This window comes from Streptomyces sp. NPDC000878, assembly GCF_053599695.1.
This window is the reverse complement of sequence record NZ_JBSFMT010000042.1, coordinates 71762-89741: the sequence shown is the minus strand read 5'-3', so window position 1 is coordinate 89741 and position 17980 is coordinate 71762. Positions and strand designations below refer to the sequence as shown.

The following is a 17980-nucleotide window of genomic DNA, read 5'->3' as shown; positions in this document are numbered from 1 at the left end:
GAAGGCGACATAGCCAAGGCCAGGAGCGCGGGAATCCCAGCCCTCAAACGCCGGACGGGCTGGAGGGGCGGGCGGCGCTGGAAGGGGTGTCCGTCGCCCGTTTGGGCGGCGTTCGGGTGTGTGGGGGGTGGGGTGTGCATCTGTTCGCCCTCCCTGTGGGGGTGTTCGCGCTGGGAGAGTGGGGCCATGGCGACGGTGATTTCTGTGAAGGTCGAGGGGCCGCTCGGGCTGGATGAGCCTCAGGAGTTGGGGGAGGAGCTGGGGCGGGAGACCGGTGTGGACTGGCGGCCGGAGGTGGGTGGGGCGGATGGGACGCTTGATGTGGGCGTCAGTGTTCTGGTGGCCGTGCTCACCGGGGTGCTCACGCCTGTGGTGCAGGCCGGTGTGGAGAAGGTGATCGAGAACTGGCGGGGGCGGAGGCTGGATCCGCCGGTTGTCACCATCGTTGTCGTTCAGCCGCCGGGCGTCGTTCCGGAGGAGTCCGGGGGCGCGTCGCTTTCCGAGGGGAGCTGAGTCTCGTGGTGTCCCGGGCGTTGGTGATCGGGGTCGGGGTCTATGACGACGGCTCCCACATTCCTGGGTATCCGACGATCGAGGCGAGTGCCCGCGCGTACGGGGCCGCTCTGGCCCTGGATCCCCGGTGGGGTGCCTCGGCCCGGTCCACTGTGCTGGAGCGGGACGAGGTGCGTACCGCGGACAGTGTGATGCGCGCGCTCCATGAAGCGGCTGCGGCGGCCGAGAGTGCGGAGGACACCCTGCTCGTGGTGTACGTCGGGCACGGGAACTACTGGCCCGACGTGCCGGGCGGTCAGGTCCACTTCGCGTTGGGCTCCTCGCGGAGCAACGAGCCGTGGACCTGGCTGTCCGCCTGGTACGTGTACCGGGCGATCAGGAAGAGCAGGGCCGGACTCAAGATCCTTATCGCGGACTGCTGTTACTCGAACATACTGCCGTATCTGGGTCCTGAGTCTGCTCTCCCGGGAGCCCTCGGCACCCGGAGCCAGGGCACGTGCGTACTCACCGCCGTCAGCGGCCAGGTGCACAGCGCGTGGGCCCTCGCCTGCCCGAACCTGCCCTCGCCGCTCGACACCTGCACGCCGTTCAGCGGGCATCTGCTGAACGTGCTGGATCAGGGCATGCCCACCCACTCCGACGACCTCACGCTCGGCGCGCTCCGTGCGGGCATCGGTGCCCGGATGGGGGACTGCGGCGACCACCCCAGGCCCCGGATGCTGCTGAACGACGCCCCGGAGTCGGCCTCGCTGTTCACCAACCGGGCCAGGGGCCGGGAGCCGCAGCGGCCCGCGCCGACCACGGTGGCCGCCTGGGTGAGCGAACTCCTCCTCAACGGCACGCACAGGCTGAGCGAACTGATGGACCGTCCCGCCCTCGCGGGCGGTGCCGCCGCGCAGTTGAGGCTGGGGGACGACCAGAGCCGCGAGCTGGCCCGGAGCATCGGCAGGAAGGCGGGCGAGTCGCTGTCCGACCCGCATGACTTCGTTGCGTACTGGGACGAGTTCGAGCGCACGACGCTGGGCCGCGTATGACCGGCGGTGGCGGGGGTGGCGGCGACCGTGGCGGTGGTGGCCGTGACTCCGGGGGCACTGGGGATATCGGGGGCGTCTTTCAGGTGGGGGCCTCCGGCTCGCTCGACGACGAGGACTACGACTGGGTGGCGCGGGGGTCCGTCCCGGTGTTCGTGGGGCGGCTGCGCCACATGCGGGAGTCGCGGCGGGAGGCGATGGCCATGCGTGCCCTGCGCGCCTTCGCCATGCACCGTCCGGTCGACGAACTCGTCCAGCTCGCCCACCACTTCGATCAACGGGACGCCTTCATGCTGATGGCGACCGTGGCCCTCTCCCGGCCGGTCCGGGAGGCCGCCCAGCTGGCGCTGCTGCAGTGCAGGAAAGAGGCGGGCGGCAAGCGCGCCCCGATCACGCCGAGCATCGTGCACGACGTGGTCTGTCAGCGCACGGCGTTCGACGTGGCGGTGTTCGTGCGGGTGCTCAAGGCGGAGCGGGTGGATCTCGCGGAGGACGCCGTGCGGTTGTTCGCGAGTCCCGGCTCCGGTCGCACCAACCTCGACAAGGCGCTGCTGCACATCGCGCTGGTCGACGAGGGCTGCCGGAGCGAGGCCGACCAGTTGCTCAAGCTGACCTTGCGGGCCATCACCGACAGATCGCCGGACGCCGTCGCGCGGGGCGAGCAGAGCGAGGAGATCGCCGATCTCGCGGGCGCGTTCCAGCATCTCAGCCCCGGCGGGAAGGCTCTGGAGAATTGGGTGAAGGAGAGACTGCGGGCTTCCGCGCCGGCCAAGGTGGAGCAGACCCGGCAGCTTGTGGCGACCCTGATCGCACAGAGCGGTGCCGACCACGACGCCCTCGCCGCGTACATCGGCGGCACCGCGCACCCTTTGCACACGGCGAAGATCTGCGCCCTGCTCGCCCGGGGGAAGGACGAGTCCCCCACCAAGCTCGACCGGGTGCGGCGCCACGCGCTGGGGCGCGAGAACATGAAGGAGCTGGCCAAGTTCGTGTCGTACTGGCACAAGGAACCGGCTCTGACCCGTACGACACGACAGTTGCTGGCCGACATCGTGGCGGGCGTCCGCGCGGGTGACACGGTCCCACGCTCCCTGGGCGACCTGAACCTGCTGGCCGGCTGGCTCGGCGGTGACTACGCGTCCCCGGCCTGCTCCCGGGCACTGCGCAATCTCGCCGTCGAACGGGTCGAGGGGTGCGCCGCCGCTGATCTGACCAATCTGCTGGACGGCGTCGAAGGCAGTCGGGAGCGAGGCAGGGCCGCGCACAAGGCGGGGCGGCGGCTGGCCGTGGCCGTCATGGGCGCGGGTGCGGACCGGGGCTGGTTCGTGAGCTGTCTGCTGGCGCTGCACGACGCGAAGCACCCGATCGCCGTACGCGCCGCGTGTCGTGAACTCGCCGATCCGTCCCGGGAGCGGCGGGTCGACGCGGGGCTGGTCGCCGATGTCGCGGGGCGGCTGCACGGGGTCGGGCTGGGCAAGGTGGCCTGGGATCTGCTCGAACGGTTCCTGGAGAACGAGCAGTTGGTGACTCCGGCCGATGTCGTCGAGGTCGTGCGCCGGGTGCCGTGTCTGCCCACGGAGGACGCGAGGCTGCTGCTGCGGGCCACGGTCGGCCGCTGGTCGGACATGGGCCACCGCGACAACGCGGTGGCCCGGCTGCGGGCGGACGGGCAGGACGAGGCGGCGGGCTGGGTCGTCAACTCCCTTCGGTGACAGACGACTTGACCGGCAGTTCGTGGCGGGGGGAGGGCAGGAGGGGCGGTACCTGCGCCATGTGGTCGCGCGCGCTCAGTACGAGGAGGGGGAAGACGAGGGTCGCGGAGAGGACGGTGGCCCACATCGTCCAGTCCGCCTTCCCGGGGTCCCCCAGCCCGGTGCAGACCAGCAGCACCTCCAGGTGCGCGAGGAACAGCAGCAGTGGTGGTAGGGCACCGTCGTCGAGGTTGGTGCGGAAGAGGTGGTCCCGGGCGTCGTAGCGGCGCAACAGGTGTCCTACGAACGGCAGGTGGCTTCTTGCCAGGGCCGGCAGTACGAGCAGCAGTACCGAGCCCGTGCCCAGGGCGGCCATACCGGGCCACACCTTGTCCCAGCCCGCCTGATGGATCACCACGGTCGTTGCGATGAACGCCGCGTAGGAGAGCAGCAGTTGTGCCTTTCGACGCGTTCCCGGCGGCGTTGTCGACGGGAGTGCCGCCAGGACGACGCCCGCCATGGCGTACACCGTAAGTGTCAGCCCGCTGTTGAGGGCGGCCAGCGTCTTCCAGTTGCCCTTCACCACGGCGAGCAACGTCAGGCTGACGGCGAAGTTGACCAGCAGGATCATCCAGTACGTGTCGATCTCGGCGCCCCGGATCCGGATCGAGGCCCGGCGGGCCCGTTGCAGTCCCCGGTGGGTGAGGTGGGCGCGGCTCAGGGCGGCGACCTCGCGGGTCAGGGCGTAGGTGAAGACGATGCCGGAGCCCAGCGGTGCCAGTACCGCGTTGAACTGGACGAGCCGGGCCAGCCAGCCCAGATGTGCCTGGCCGGCGAACTTGGCGTATGGGTCGGGGTCCCACGCGCCGGGCACGTGGGAGTGCTTGATGTACACGTACTGCAGGGCCGTGTACAGCAGGAACGCGCCGACGATGCTGCCGTACACCGCCCAGCGCAGCCGTGCGGCCTCGCTCATGCCGCGCCGCTTGACGTTGCCGGCGCAGTCGAGCGGCGCCTGGAATCCGATGTACGCGTAGATGACGGCGCCTCCCAGCACCGTCGGCAGCAGTTGTGCCGGATCCGTCTTCGGGTCCTTGAGGCACACGGCGTTCCCCGGGTGCGGGACGAACCGGTCCAACCAGTCGACCGACAGGAAGGCGACGATCAGTACCAGGATCAGGATCTTCACCGCGGTGATCACGAGGTTCAGCCTGAGCAGTTGACGCGTTGGCAGCAGGTTGACTCCCACGATCAGCGCCAGGAGTACGACGGCGTACAGCTGGCCGATGGCCGAGAGGTGGTCCCCGAGGACCTCCTCGCCGGGCAGCAGGTCCTTCAGTCCGTGCACCACCGCCGCTGCCGCCTGGCTCGCCGGGTTGGCCGCGTACGCGATCCACAGGGCCGCGGCCACGACCGTGGCCAGGAGCGGTCCGGCGGCCTGCAGGGGCAGGAAGATCAGGCCGCCCGTCTTGGGGGCGGCGATGCCCAGCTCGACCATGACGACGGCGATCAGCAGCATCAGGGCACCGCCGATCACCCATGCCCAGTACGCGTTGTCGCCGGCTGTCTCGTACGTCTTGCTGGCGGACATCAACCACCCGGACCCCACCACACCCCCGGCCGCGAGGCCAACGAGGTCGAGCGTGGACAGTCGCCGTCGCTCGTCCGCGTCCTCCGCCGAGCCCTTGTGCGCGTTCTGCATCGTCACAGGTTACGCACGCAAAGGCACGCTGAGTGAGGGGAATTGGTGAGGTTGACGGGCCTGGAGAGGCCTTCAGGGGTACGTTCGTCGCCGACGGGCCGTCGTTAAAAGGGGTGCCGGGACGGGCGTAGCGTTGGGGTATGTCGAAGTACGGATCCTTTCCCGGTACGCGGCCCCGGCGGCTGCGTACCTCGCCCGTCATGCGCCGCATGGTCGCCGAGACCCGACTGCACCCCGCCGACTTCATCCTCCCCGCGTTCGTGCGGGAAGGTGTGAGCGAGCCCGTGCCGATCTCCGCGATGCCCGGTGTCGTCCAGCACACCCGGGACAGTCTGAAGAAGGCCGCCGCGGAGGCCGTCGAGGCCGGGGTCTCCGGGATCATGCTTTTCGGGGTGCCGGAGGAGGGGAAGAAGGACGCCCTCGGGACTCCCGGTACCGATCCGGACGGGATTCTGCAGGTCGCCATCCGTGATGTGCGCGCCGAGGTCGGCGACGAGCTGCTCGTCATGTCCGACCTCTGTCTCGACGAGACCACCGATCACGGGCACTGCGGGGTGCTGGACGCGGAGGGGCGCGTCGACAACGACGCCACCCTTGAGCGGTACGCCGAGATGGCCCAGGTGCAGGCCGATGCCGGTGCTCATGTCGTGGGCCCCAGCGGGATGATGGACGGGCAGATCGGGGTCGTCCGGGATGCCCTCGACCAGATCGGGCGCGAGGACGTCGCCATCCTCGCCTACACCGCCAAGTACTCGTCCGCCTTCTACGGGCCCTTCCGGGAAGCCGTCGGCTCCTCGCTGAAGGGGGACCGCAAGACGTACCAGCAGGACCCCGCCAATGTCAGGGAGTCGCTGCGGGAGCTGGCGCTCGACCTGGAGGAGGGCGCCGACATCGTGATGGTCAAGCCGGCGGGTCCCTACCTCGACATCCTCGCCCGGGTCGCCGACGCCGTGGACGTGCCCGTTGCCGCCTACCAGATCTCCGGCGAGTACTCGATGATCGAGGCCGCCGCCGAGAAGGGCTGGGTCGACCGGGAGCGGGCCATCCTGGAGACCCTGACCGGCATCAAGCGGGCCGGCGCGCAGAACATCCTCACCTACTGGGCCACCGAGGCCGCCCGTATGTTGTGAGTCCCAGTCCTACCGGGTTCGGGTTCGTGGTGCGCTGACGTCGTCGACGGGCCCTCGTCCCGTACGCCCTGGCCGTCCTCGCACGCCGTGAGGGTGGTGAGCGCGACGAGCGCGATCGCCGTGGCGGCGAACAGGCGCGTACGGGAGGTGCGTACGGACATGGGAGCGCCCTTTCCGGGGGGAGGGGGAGGGGAGGGTGGCCGGTGCGGTGCCGCCCGGTCCGTCGGTCGGCAACAGCTTGTGCCGTGATCCCGTCCCAGCGCCATGTCTCGCGGGGAATCTGGGACGCCTCTCGGTCCATCAGTGCGCTGACCTGTGCGAACGGCGTCCCGTTCAGGGGCGGTCCGGGACGGTCCGCGTTCGGTTTTCGATTCTCGAACATCAACTCCGGTCGGCGGCTAGGTTGTTGTTCGTTGAAGTTACTGCTCTCCAGAAGAGGCCTCATGAGCGGCGATGCTCTCAGTCAGGACCCCGCCGAGCTGAGAAGGCGGATCGACACCACCAAGGCCCACCCGGCCCGGGTGTACGACGTCTTCCTCGGCGGCAAGGACAACTACCCGGCCGACCGCAACGCGGCGGCTGCGGCGCTCGCCGCCAACCCGCGCGGTTACCTGGACGTACGGCACAACCGCGACTTCATGCGCCGCGCGGTGACCACGCTGGCGGCGGACGAGGGCATCCGGCAGTTCCTGGACATCGGCACCGGTCTGCCGACGCAGGACAACGTCCACCAGATCGCGCAGCGCATCTCCCCGGACTCCCGGGTCGTGTACGTCGACAACGACCCGATCGTCCTCGCGCATGCGCGCGCCCTGCTCACCAGCGGGCCCGAGGGGCGTACTGACTACATCGACGCCGACTTCAACGACCCGGCGCAGATCCTCGAACAGGCCCGCAAGACCCTCGACTTCGATCAGCCGATCGCGCTCGTGCTCGCGGCGATCCTGCACTTCGTGGCGGAGCCGGAGGCGTACGACATCGTGCGCGAGCTGGTCGACGCGTTGCCGTCGGGCAGCCGGCTCGTCCTCAGTCACCTCACCGAGGATCTGAACCCCGAGAACATCCGCGCGGTGCAGCGGACGTACACCGAGCGCGGGTTCACCTTCGTGCTCCGGTCCAGGGCGGAGGTGGAGCGCTTCTTCGAGGAGAACGGGCTCGCCCTTGACGAGCCGGGTGTCGTCCCCGCCCACCGCTGGCGTCCCGACGGTGGCGCGCCGGCTCCGGAGGAGGTCGAGGCCTCGTACTTCGACTCGCTCGACGACATCGAGAAGGTTCGGTATCGCGACATCAATGACGTCACGGATGCGGACATCAATGTGTACGGGGCTAGTGGGCGTAAGGCCTGATTCGGTCCGGGGGTGCGTAGTTCGTTGGCTGCGGGCCGGTGGGGGCTTGTCGCGCAGTTCCCCGCGCCCCTAAAGGGGCGCTGCTAGCTCGGTCAGTCCCACCAGAAGGTCCAGGTTCTGGTGTTCAGGAGTTCGTGTTCGGCGTATGCGTGCAGGGTGTTGTGGGGGCCCTGGGTGATGTTGTCCGGGCAGAACGCGAAGTGTTCGGCGGCCACCGCCTCCGCCTCGGTGAGGGTGGTCGGCGGGGCCGCCACGGACAGCGTCAGCTGGTTGAAGGTGAGTGCGAGGACGCGTATGCCGAAGCGGTCCTCCCAGGAGCGCAGTACCGCGCAGAGGCGGGCCGTGTCGCTCTCGTAGTTCGCGGGGCCGGACCAGCCGATGGCGGCGGGGACGTCGGCGGAGCGGCGGGCGGGGACCAGGGCGAGGCGTGGTTCCTTGAGGGAGGAGCCGGGGGCCAGGAGTGAGTCGGCGAGCTGGGCTGCCAGTTCGTCGGCGTCGGTCTGCCCGGCTTCGGTGTTGGTGGTCGCGGGGGACAGGCCCGGCCATACGTCCTCCTCCGCCGCGTACTCCTCCCAGAACTCGGTGAGGACCTCTTCGGCGTCGTGGTCCCCGGGGTACGAGGTGTCGCCGGGCATCAACTCCCAGTCCTGCGGCCCGCCCTGGCCGCCGCCCACCTCTATGACCACCGGGACGAGCCCGGCAGCCCGGTACGCGTCGTGGTGTGCGGCCCAGTCGCCGGGGGCGGAGGGCGCGTCGGCGTGCCAGAGGAGGGGCTCGTGCCACGGGCCCTCGTCCGTCGTGTCGATCAGCCTCCCGGCGGGGAGCGCGAGGCCGAGCGTGCCGCCGGTCGGATCGGTCGTGAGGTGGGGCAGCGGATTGGGAAGTGTCGCCATGCCGGTGACTCTAGGTCCTGCCACTGACAACCCGCCTGAGCAGGCATGTTGGGCGGATGGCGGGCAACGGTTCGAGATCGGTCCGGTGTCGGCGCGGCCTCGAAGTTGCGACGGACTGGCAATGGAACGGCCATGGTTCGGCAGCCAGTTGGTGTCGGTGCTGTGTGCAGTCGGTGATCTTGCGTTGATCTGTCCTGAAATCGATGTACGTCGACTGCTGGCGGGGCTGCTTGGTGGGCACGTCATGCCCAATGACCTGCAACGAGCAACCGGATTGACGAGTTCCCGCCAGGCTCCGTAGCTTCTGCCCCTGGCCTGATCCACTCGGTTGGCCCACTTCGTTCCCTGGGGGGAAGCAATGAACTACTACGTCGAAATGCTCAAGAAGTACGCGGTGTTCAGCGGGCGCGCGCGCCGCAAGGAATACTGGATGGCCGCGCTGTTCTCCGTCATCATCAGCATCGTGCTGGCGATCGTCGACGCCGTCATCGGCGTGCAGATCCTCAGCACCCTGTACACCCTGGCGGTCCTCGTGCCCGGCCTGGCCATCACCGTGCGCCGACTGCACGACACGGGCCGCTCGGGCTGGTGGCTCCTCTTCGCGCTCGTCCCGCTCGTCGGTGGCATCACGCTGCTGGTCTTCGTCTGCCTCGACGGTGAGGCGGGGGAGAACAAGTACGGCCACAACCCGAAGGCCGTCCCCGCCTTCGCCTGATCACTCGCATCGAGGGCACAGTCCCCGTGCCCTGGCCGCCCGGTTCGTTCCGGGCGGCCTTTGCTGTGGTGTGTCAGAGGCGTTCGGGTGTCCTGATGCCCAGCAGGGCCATGCCCTGGTGGAGCGTCTTCGCCGTCATGTCGGACAGGAACAGGCGGTTCTCGGCGATGTTCTGCGGCGGTGCCGGCTTGATCACCGGGCACTTGTCGTAGAACGTCGTGAACAGGGACGCCAACTGGTACAGGTACGCCGCCAGTTTGTGCGGGGCGTACTCCGTCGCCGAGTCCGCCACCGTCTCCGCGAACCCGTCCACGTGCAGGGCCAACGCCCGCTCCGCGTCGGCCAGTTCGAGTTCCGGGTGCGGCTTCGGGCGTACCTCGCCGGCCTTGCGCAGGATCGACTGGATACGGGCGTACGCGTACTGGAGGTACACGCTCGTGTCGCCGTTCAGCGAGACCATCTGGTCCAGGTCGAACTTGTAGTCCCGGTTCGCCGACGTCGACAGGTCCGCGTACTTCACCGCGCCGATGCCCACCTGGGCGCCGCGCTCGGCGACCTCGTCGTCGGAGAGCTGGGCCTGGGTGTCCTTCTCCCGTACGACCGTCGTCGCGCGGTCCACCGCCTCGTCCAGGAGGTCGACCAGCTTGACCGTCTCGCCCTCACGCGTCTTGAACGGCTTGCCGTCCTTGCCGAGGACCGTGCCGAACGCCAGCTGGTACGCCTTCACGTCCTCGTCGTTCAGCCAGCCCGCCCTGCGTGCCGTCTCGAAGACCATCTTGAAGTGCAGGGACTGACGGGCGTCGACCACGTAGATCAGGCTGTTCGCCTTGAGGTTGAAGACGCGGTCGCGGATCGCCGAGAGGTCCGTCGCCGCGTAGCCGTAGCCGCCGTCGGTCTTACGGACGATCAGCGGGACCGGGTTGCCCTCCGGGCCCTTGATGTCGTCGAAGAACACGCACAGCGCGCCCTCCGAGCGGACCGCCACCCCGGACTCCTCCAGGAGGCGGCACGTCTCGTCCAGCATGTCGTTGTAGCCCGACTCGCCGACGATGTCCGCGTCCTGGATGACCATGTCCAGCTTCTCGAAGACCGAGAAGAAGTAGATCTTCGACTCGTCCACGAACCTCTGCCAGATGGCGAGCGTCGCGGGGTCGCCGGCCTGGAGGTCGACCACCCGCAGGCGCGCCCTCGTCTTGAACTCCTCGTCGGAGTCGAAGAGTTTGCGTGCCGCCTTGTAGAGGCGGTCCAGGTTCGACATCGCCTCCTCGCCGGTCGTTTCGGTGGCTTTTGTTTTGTGGTCCAGTTCGTGCGGGTGCTCTTCCAGGTACTGGATGAGCATGCCGAACTGCGTTCCCCAGTCGCCGATGTGGTGCCTGCGGATCACGTTCTCGCCCGTGAACTCCAGGAGGTGGGCCACCGCGTCGCCGATCACCGCCGAGCGGAGGTGGCCTACGTGCATCTCCTTCGCCACGTTCGGCTGGGCGTAGTCGATGACCGTCGTGCCGGGGTGGGCGGCGAGCGGCACACCCAGGCGGGCGTCCGGGTCCGCGGCCCTCGCCGCGAGGTTCTCGACGATCGCCTTGTCGGTGAGGGTGATGTTCAGGAAGCCGGGGCCGGAGACCTCGATGTCCTTGATCACGTCGCCGGACACGACGTTGGCGACGACCTGGGTCGCCAGGTCGCGGGGGTTGGCCTTGGTCTTCTTGGCGAGGGCGAGGATGCCGTTCGCCTGGAAGTCCGCACGGTCGCTGCGTCGCAGCAGCGGGTCCGCGGGGGCCTCCGGCAGGGTTGCCGTGAGGGCGTCCGCGAGGCGCTGGTGGACGGTGGCGGTGAGGGACTTGACCGGGGCCATGGGAGTGGGTGCCGTTCTCCTGGGGGGTACGGGTGGATGGGGCCAGTATCCCATGGGGGGTAAAGGGGTTTTCCTGCGTGCGGGTGCGTGGGCTGTTGTTCTTCGCCCCCGCCGCCCCTACCCGTCCCATCCTTCTGGGGGCTGCGCCCCCAGGCCCCGCTATCGGCCTGAACGGCCTCGTCCTCAAACGCCGGACGGGCTGGAAATGCGGGCCGGGGCTGGAAGGGGTGCCTGGGGTTGGAAGTGGTGGCTGGGGGCTGTAGTGGAGGTGCGGTGGGGGTGGGTGGGCAAAAGGGTGGGCTGAACGGGCTTGTCCTCGGGCGCCGGGCAGGCTGGATGGTGCCGATCGGCGCTTGAGGGGTGCCGGCCGGGCCGCCTCGGTGGCTTCGCGGAAAGGCGTTTTCGTGGTTCTGGGGGTACCTGGGAGAATGGGGCGGTCAGCCGTCCGACCGTACCGGCTGGCCTTGAGGAACTCTCAGAAAAAGAGGACGTGCCGATCGTGGCTCAGAGCACCGAGACCACCGACTGGGTCTCCCGTTTCGCGGATGAGGTCATCGAGGAGTCGGAGCGTCGAGCCCCCGGCAAACCCGTCGTCGTCGCCTCGGGACTCTCCCCCTCGGGACCCATTCACCTGGGGAACCTCCGCGAGGTCATGACCCCGCATCTGGTCGCCGACGAGATCCGGCGGCGGGGGCGCGAAGTCCGGCATCTCATCTCCTGGGACGACTACGACCGCTACCGCAAGGTGCCCAACGGGGTGGAGGGGGTCGATGGTTCTTGGGCTGAGCACATCGGGCGGCCTCTGACCTCCGTGCCCGCTCCCCACGGGTCCGCTTACCCCAACTGGGCCGAGCACTTCAAGGCCGCCATGGTCGATGCGCTCGCCCAGCTCGGTGTCGAGTTCGACGGGATCAGTCAGACCGCCCAGTACACCTCCGGTGTTTATCGCGCGCAGATTCTGCATGCCATGAAGCACCGGGCGGATATCGACGCCATCCTCGATCAGTACCGGACGAAGAAGGCCCCGGCGGGCAAGAAGCCCCAGCAGGGGCAGAAGGCTGTCGACGACGCCGAGATCGAGGCCGCCGAAGGGTCCGGGGCCGCCGCCGAGGACGACGGGAGTTCCGGGTCCGCCGGGTATTTCCCGTACAAGCCCTTCTGTGGTGGGTGCGGCAAGGACCTCACCACCGTCACCGCCTATGACGACGACACCACCGAGCTGACCTACATCTGCACGGCCTGTGGGTTCTCCGAGACCGTTCTGCTGAGCGAGTTCAACCGCGGCAAGCTCGTCTGGAAGGTCGACTGGCCCATGCGGTGGGCTTACGAAGGGGTTGTCTTTGAGCCCTCCGGTGTCGATCACTCGTCCCCGGGATCCAGCTTCCAGGTCGGCGGGCAGATCGTCGGGAGCGTCTTCGGCGGCAAGCAGCCGATCGGGCCCATGTATGCCTTCGTCGGTATTAGTGGCATGGCCAAGATGTCCAGCAGCAAGGGCGGCGTACCCACGCCCGGGGACGCGCTGAAGATCATGGAGCCGCAGATCCTGCGGTGGCTGTACGCCCGGCGGCGGCCCAACCAGTCGTTCAAGATCGCCTTCGACCAGGAGATCCAGCGGCTGTACGACGAGTGGGACAAGCTCGACGCCAAGGTCGCCGACGGCTCCGCGCTGCCGGCCGACGTCGCCGCGCACGCGCGTGCGGTGCGGACCGCCGAGGGTGAACTGCCGCGTACGGAGCGGGCGTTGCCGTACCGGACGCTGGCCTCCGTCGCCGACATCACCGCCGGTGCCGAGGACCAGACGCTGCGGATCCTGAGTGAGCTTGATCCTGCCGATCCGCTCACCTCCCTGGATGAGGTTCGGCCTCGGCTCGACAAGGCCGAAGCCTGGATCAATACGCAGGTTCCGGCTGATCAGCGGACCATCGTGCGGGACGAGCCCGACATCGAGTTGATCAAGTCCCTCGACGAGCAGGGGCGACAGTCGCTGCGGCTCCTCGTGGACGGGCTTGCCGACAACTGGTCGCTCGATGGGCTCACGCACCTTGTCTACGGCGTGCCCAAGGTTCAGGCCGGGTTCCCCGCCGATGCCACGGCCAAGGAACTCCCGGCCGAGATCAAGGTCGCCCAGCGTACGTTCTTCGCGCTGCTGTACCACCTGCTGGTCGGGCGGGACACCGGTCCCCGCCTGCCCACGCTGCTGCTCGCGGTGGGGCAGGAGCGGGTGCGGGTGCTGCTCGGGGAGTAGCCGAGTCTAGGTGTGGAGGAGGGGGCGTCCCGGTTTTGCCGGGGCGTCCCCTTCGTCGTGCCTCCATTCGCATCCGGGGATTTCGGAATGGCTCCGGAAGGTTTTTGGAGAGGGGATGGGAAATAAGGTGTTACCTGTCTGAAATCTTTCCTTTTCCATACCTTCACCAGCCTCCGCACAACCCTTCTTCGAGGTGATGCAGGTCACGGAGTGCGTTTCGGATCTGTACAGTTTGCGAGGTTCTTTCCTGTGGACAAACTTTGCGTGAACGGTTTTGTATGCATGGAGCTGCGGAAATGAGCGGGGGGTGATTCCGTTGGCATGCACTTTTTTTGTCGTGCTGAAATTTTTGGAGAAATTGCGGACCTTGACGCGCCGCAGCTTTCACGCCCGTTTTTTATTCCGTTCCGGGCCAGGTCCGGAACCGACTACGAGGACTGCGATGAAGGCAATCGGCACCACCGCGTCAAGAACCAGACGCCTTGTGACACGCACGCTGGCCGCCTCCGTGGCCGCCGGGGCGCTCGCCTGGCTGTCGATCGCCGGCAGCCAGGGCAGCAGCACCGCCGCCGCCCCCGAAGCCGTCGCCGACGAGGCACCCGGGTACGCGGTCGAGAACTTCAACTACCCCAACGCGGACAAGATCCTGGCCGAGCAGAACATCGTCCTGAAGCGCGGCGACGGCCACATCACGCTGGCCGACTGTGCGAGCGGCACCGGCCTGCTGGAGGTCTGGGCCCGCGAGAAGACCGACAAGATCTGTTTCGCCGTGAAGGGCGCCTCCGGCTGGCTGACTCTGGAGATCCCCTCGGTCTATGCCATCAAGGGCAACGACTACGCGACCGAGGTCGACATGACCGTGGGCACGGAGGAGAAGTCCTTCGACGTGGAGAAGAACACCTGGACCGCGGTCGGCGAGGCCGCGGACGAGGAAGGCCGTGAGCACATGCTCGTGGAGATCCGGACTGCCAAGTAGTCCCCTCCTCGCTGCCTCTCCCCGCTTTCTCGGCTTCCCCGGCTTCTTCGCCTTCTTCGGGTTGTCCGGCTTCTTCGGCTTCTTCGGTATTTCTAAGGACTGACTCCATGCGACACACCAGACCCGTGCGCCTCGCCGCACTGGCCGCCACCCTGACCCTGGGCTCCGCCGCACTCGCCGCCGGTTCCGCCGCCGCCGTCACCGGCCCGGCCGCCCCCGCCGCCGACACCACCTACGCCTACACCGCGCACGTCATCGTCGGCGACAACGACCGCGGCTGCTCCGGCGTCCTCGTCGACCGCGAGTGGCTGCTCACCGCCGCCAGCTGCTTCGTCGACAACCCGGCCGCCGGCCTCACCGTGCCCGCCGGAAAGCCCGCCCTCAAGACCACCGCGACCATCGGCCGCGCCGACCTCACCGGCACCGGCGGCGCCGTCCGCACGATCGTCGAACTGGTCCCCCGTACCGACCGCGACGCGGTGCTGGCCCGGCTGAACCGCCCGGTCACGGGCGTCAACCCGATCGCCCTGGCCACCGCCGCGCCCACCGCGGGCGAGGAGCTGACGCTGGCCGGGTTCGGCCGCAGCACGACCGAGTGGGCGCCGCTCAACCTGCACACCGGCGCCTTCAACGTGGACTCCGCCACCGCCACCAACGCCACCGTCACCGGCAAGAACGGCGCGGCGGCCTGCATGGGCGACACCGGCGGCCCGCTCGTACGCACCGTCAACGGCACGCCCCAACTGGCCGCCCTCAGCAGCCAGTCGTACCAGGGCGGCTGCTTCGGCATCGACCCGACCGTGACCAGCACCGGCGGCATCGCCACCCGCGTCGACGACCTCGCCTCCTGGGTCGGCTCCAAGACCGGCGCCGTACGCATCACCGACTTCAACTGCGACGCCGTCGAGGACATCGCGATCTCCGACCCGCGCGCCACCGTCGGCGCCGACGCGGCAGCGGGCGTCGTACGCATCGTCTACGGCGGCGGCAAGGGCACCGCCGAGATCAACCAGGACCTCGACTGGGTGCCCGGCGGCGCCGAGGCCAGCGACTGGTTCGGCGAGGCCCTCGCCACCGTCGACTACGACGAGGACGGCTGCACCGACCTGGTCGTCGGCACCCCCGCCGACGACCTCGGCACCGTCGCCGACGCAGGCATGATCGACATCCTGCACGGCGCCCCCGGCGGCCTCGGCACCGGCACCAAGAAGAACACCCACTTCGAGGAGGGCTCCGGCACCGGCGCCATCGCCACCGCCGCCGCCCAGGCCGGCGACCGCCTCGGCGACTCCGTCGCCGCCGGCGTCACCGCCAACGGCGAGCCCTTCGTCGTGGCCGGCGCGCCCGGCGAGACCGTCAGCGGCGCCGCCAAGGCCGGCCAGGCCTTCTACATCCATGGCAGCACCAACATCGTCTTCCACCAGGACAGCACCGACGTCCCCGGAGCGGCTGAGGCCAACGACGGCTTCGGCGGCGCGGTCGCGGCCGACACCAACTTCTTCGCCGTCGGCGCGCCCGGCGAGGCCATCGGCGAGGACGCGGGCGCCGGCAACCTGGCCGTCTTCTCCCACACCCTGACCTCGGCGGGCCTGCCCACCCCGAAGTTCGGCCTCGACCAGGACCTCGACACCGTCTCCGGCGGCGCCGAGGCGGCCGACCAGTTCGGCTACTCCCTGGCCCTCGCCCCGTACCGCCCGTCCGGCGCGGCCAGTGCCACCGAGTCGATCCTCGCGGTCGGCGCCCCCGGTGAGGACCTCGACATCGACGGCGTCGCCAAGGCCGACACCGGCACCGTCCTGACCTTCCGGATCGCCGCCGCCGGGACCTACACCCAGCTCCAGGGCATCTCCCAGGGCACCGGTGACGACGACGTCTCCGGCACCTCCGAGGCCGGCGACCGCATGGGCGTCGCCCTGTCCGCCATCAACACCGCCCCGCGTGCCCTCAGCACCACGGCCACGATGAAGCTGGCCGTCGGCACGCCCAACGAGGTCGTCGGTACGGCGACCACCGCGGGCGCGGTCCACACCTTCTCGCTGCTCGGCACCCCCGGCGCCAACGACCGCTGGCTCGAGGCGGGCGACGGCGACGGCATCCCCGGCACCCCCGGGGCCGGCCAGCAGCTCGGCACGAGCATCCACTACACCGGCACCAAGCTGTACGTGGGCATGCCTCTCGGCCCCAACACCTACGGCACGCTGTACGCCCTGCCCCACTCCAACGTGACGGCGGGCGGCGCCGTCGCCGCGGTGACGACGTACCAGCCCGGCACCGGTGGCCTCCCGGCCGCGGGCGACCGCTTCGGGTACGCGGCCCGGTAAGGCTCGCTGGTACCTCGCCGCCTGTCTCGCTGGTACCTCGCTGATACGAGGACAGGGCGCCCGGTGAACTCCGGGCGCCCCGTTCCGTCGTACCCCTGGGGTACTAGGTCCGTCGTAACACTGGGGTATTACGCGATGTGGTCGTCCTGAAGCTCCGCCGTGTGGCGGTTGGTGAAGCGGTTGACCATCCGGTCGGCCTCGCGCTGCGGGAGCATCGTGCCGTACGTCGCTTCCACATCACCCCTGAACTGGCCCGAGGTCGGGTAGCTGCCGTCTATCGACTTCTTGAAGACCTGGTAGTAGTCCTCCTCCGTCGGCTCCGGGGGACCACCGCCCGCACCCATCTCACGGGTACGGCCAGGGCCCGCCGGGATCGGGAAGGTACCGGTGTCCTCCGGGGACGGCTCCGGGGCCTCCAGGGTCTCCTGGGCGACGGCCGGCGGCTCCTCGAACTGCTGCGGGAACGTCCCCTGCTCGAACCGCAGTCGCTCCTCGAACTGCCGCTGCTGTGCCTCGTACTGCTGCTGCGCGTCGAACTGCCGCTGGGCCTCGTACTGCTCGGCCTGCTGCTGTTCCTCCATCCACTGGATGTACGCGGGGTCGTTGGCCGGGTCGTAGGACGGGTCGTAGCCGCCCTGATACGCGATGGCCCGGGGATCCCGCATCTGGAGCCACGGATTCTGCGGCTCGGCGTAGTCCAACTCCCCGGGGAGTTCGCCGCCTTGGGGAGCGGGGCGCTGCTGCTCCTGCGCGGGCGCCGCGCCGTTCTGCGCAGAGTTGTTCTGTACGGCGGGAGGCGCGACCGCCTTCGCGGCGGCGGGCTCCAGTTCCGGCTGCGGCGCCGGGGCCGGTGGCAGCAGCGCCGGTTCGATGCCCGCCGCGGCGAGGCCCGAGGGGGCCGTTTCCGCGAGGGGGACGCCGTAGCGGGCCAGGCGCAGGGGCATCAGGGACTCCACCGGGGCCTTGCGACGCCAGGCCCGGCCGAAGCGGGCGTGCAGACGGGCCTGGTAGACGAGACGTTCCTGCTCCAGCTTGATGACCTGGTCGTAGGAGCGCAGCTCCCACAGCTTCATCCGCCGCCAGAGAAGGAACGTCGGCAGCGGGGAGAGAAGCCAGCGGGTCAGGCGGACGCCCTCCATGTGCTTGTCCGCCGTGATGTCCGCCATGCGGCCGATGGCGTGCCGGGCCGCCTCCACCGCGACCACGAACAGCACCGGGATCACGGCGTGCATACCGACGCCCAGCGGGTCCGGCCAGGCCGCCGCGCCGTTGAACGCGATCGTCGCCATCGTCAGCAGCCACGCCGTCTGGCGCAGCAGCGGGAACGGGATCCTGATCCAGGTGAGGAGAAGGTCGAGGGCGAGCAGGACGCAGATACCCGCGTCGATGCCGATCGGGAAGACGTAGCTGAAGTTCCCGAAGCCCTTCTGGAGGGCCAGTTCACGGACGGCCGCGTACGACCCCGCGAAGCCGATCGCGGCGATGATCACGGCGCCGAACACGACCACTCCGATGAGCACCCGGTGCGTTCGTGTCAGCTGTAGTGGCGCGGCCACCCGTACTCC

General features: G+C 69.2%; 14 protein-coding genes. 9 read left to right on the top strand and 5 right to left on the bottom strand.

The genetic code is table 11. The features are described from left to right. Nucleotides 1–186: 186 nt before the first annotated feature. From ACWDR4_RS30820 to ACWDR4_RS30810, 3 genes are all read left to right on the top strand, one after another. Complete coding sequence (locus tag ACWDR4_RS30820) at nt 187–513, top strand: hypothetical protein (RefSeq protein ID WP_450413371.1); 327 nt, start codon at nt 187–189, stop codon at nt 511–513. 5 nt (nt 514–518) lie between these two features. Beyond that, nucleotides 519–1547, top strand: a complete 1029-nt coding sequence (locus ACWDR4_RS30815; RefSeq protein WP_450413370.1) for a hypothetical protein — start codon at nt 519–521, stop codon at nt 1545–1547. Nucleotides 1548–1630: 83 nt separating this feature from the next. Next, entirely contained in the window at nt 1631–3256 is a 1626-nt protein-coding gene (locus ACWDR4_RS30810; RefSeq protein WP_450413369.1) for a hypothetical protein, read from the top strand. On the opposite strand, the gene ACWDR4_RS30805 is transcribed toward ACWDR4_RS30810, so the two are convergent. Then, on the bottom strand, nt 3240–4937 hold the full coding sequence (locus tag ACWDR4_RS30805; protein WP_450413368.1) for an APC family permease: 1698 nt from the start codon (nt 4935–4937) through the stop codon (nt 3240–3242). The two genes, ACWDR4_RS30810 and ACWDR4_RS30805, sit on opposite strands and share 17 nt — an antisense overlap. Before the next feature lie 140 nt (nt 4938–5077). Here ACWDR4_RS30805 and hemB point away from each other — a divergent pair, with 140 nt between their 5' ends. Beyond that, nucleotides 5078–6067, top strand: coding sequence for a porphobilinogen synthase (hemB, locus tag ACWDR4_RS30800; RefSeq protein ID WP_450413367.1), 990 nt, complete (start codon nt 5078–5080; stop codon nt 6065–6067). On the opposite strand, the gene ACWDR4_RS30795 is transcribed toward hemB, so the two are convergent. Further along, nucleotides 6034–6228 carry a hypothetical protein gene (locus tag ACWDR4_RS30795; protein WP_450413366.1) on the bottom strand — a complete coding sequence of 65 codons (195 nt, stop codon included), beginning with the start codon at nt 6226–6228 and terminating at the stop codon, nt 6034–6036. The two genes, hemB and ACWDR4_RS30795, sit on opposite strands and share 34 nt — an antisense overlap. A 282-nt stretch (nt 6229–6510) precedes the next feature. Here ACWDR4_RS30795 and ACWDR4_RS30790 point away from each other — a divergent pair, with 282 nt between their 5' ends. Next, nucleotides 6511–7413, top strand: coding sequence for an SAM-dependent methyltransferase (locus ACWDR4_RS30790; protein WP_450413365.1), 903 nt, complete (start codon nt 6511–6513; stop codon nt 7411–7413). 92 nt (nt 7414–7505) lie between these two features. Here ACWDR4_RS30790 and ACWDR4_RS30785 read toward each other — a convergent pair whose 3' ends face one another. Then, the gene (locus ACWDR4_RS30785; RefSeq protein WP_450413364.1) at nt 7506–8306 is read right to left on the bottom strand and encodes a DUF4253 domain-containing protein; all 801 of its coding nucleotides are present in this window, start codon (nt 8304–8306) and stop codon (nt 7506–7508) included. A 358-nt stretch (nt 8307–8664) separates the two neighbouring features. On the opposite strand from ACWDR4_RS30785, the gene ACWDR4_RS30780 reads away from it, so the two are divergent. Further along, nucleotides 8665–9021: a DUF805 domain-containing protein gene (locus tag ACWDR4_RS30780; RefSeq protein ID WP_450413363.1), complete on the top strand. Its 357-nt coding sequence runs from the start codon at nt 8665–8667 to the stop codon at nt 9019–9021. A gap of 73 nt (nt 9022–9094) precedes the next feature. Here the strand turns inward: ACWDR4_RS30780 and argS are convergent, their stop codons facing one another. After that, nucleotides 9095–10873 (bottom strand): arginine--tRNA ligase, encoded by a 1779-nt coding sequence (gene argS / locus ACWDR4_RS30775; protein ID WP_450413362.1) that lies wholly within the window; start codon nt 10871–10873, stop codon nt 9095–9097. 490 nt (nt 10874–11363) lie between these two features. Between argS and lysS the strand changes: the two genes are divergently transcribed. From lysS to ACWDR4_RS30760, 3 genes are all read left to right on the top strand, one after another. Then, the gene (lysS, locus tag ACWDR4_RS30770; RefSeq protein WP_450413361.1) at nt 11364–13118 is read left to right on the top strand and encodes a lysine--tRNA ligase; all 1755 of its coding nucleotides are present in this window, start codon (nt 11364–11366) and stop codon (nt 13116–13118) included. Between the two features lie 442 nt (nt 13119–13560). Next, a complete protein-coding gene (locus tag ACWDR4_RS30765) occupies nt 13561–14094 on the top strand; it encodes a hypothetical protein (protein WP_450413360.1) in 534 nt (177 codons plus the stop codon). A gap of 107 nt (nt 14095–14201) precedes the next feature. Beyond that, nucleotides 14202–16415, top strand: coding sequence for a trypsin-like serine protease (locus ACWDR4_RS30760; RefSeq protein ID WP_450413359.1), 2214 nt, complete (start codon nt 14202–14204; stop codon nt 16413–16415). Between the two features lie 128 nt (nt 16416–16543). Here ACWDR4_RS30760 and ACWDR4_RS30755 read toward each other — a convergent pair whose 3' ends face one another. Further along, complete coding sequence (locus tag ACWDR4_RS30755; RefSeq protein ID WP_450413358.1) at nt 16544–17971, bottom strand: DUF2637 domain-containing protein; 1428 nt, start codon at nt 17969–17971, stop codon at nt 16544–16546. Nucleotides 17972–17980 lie beyond the last annotated feature (9 nt).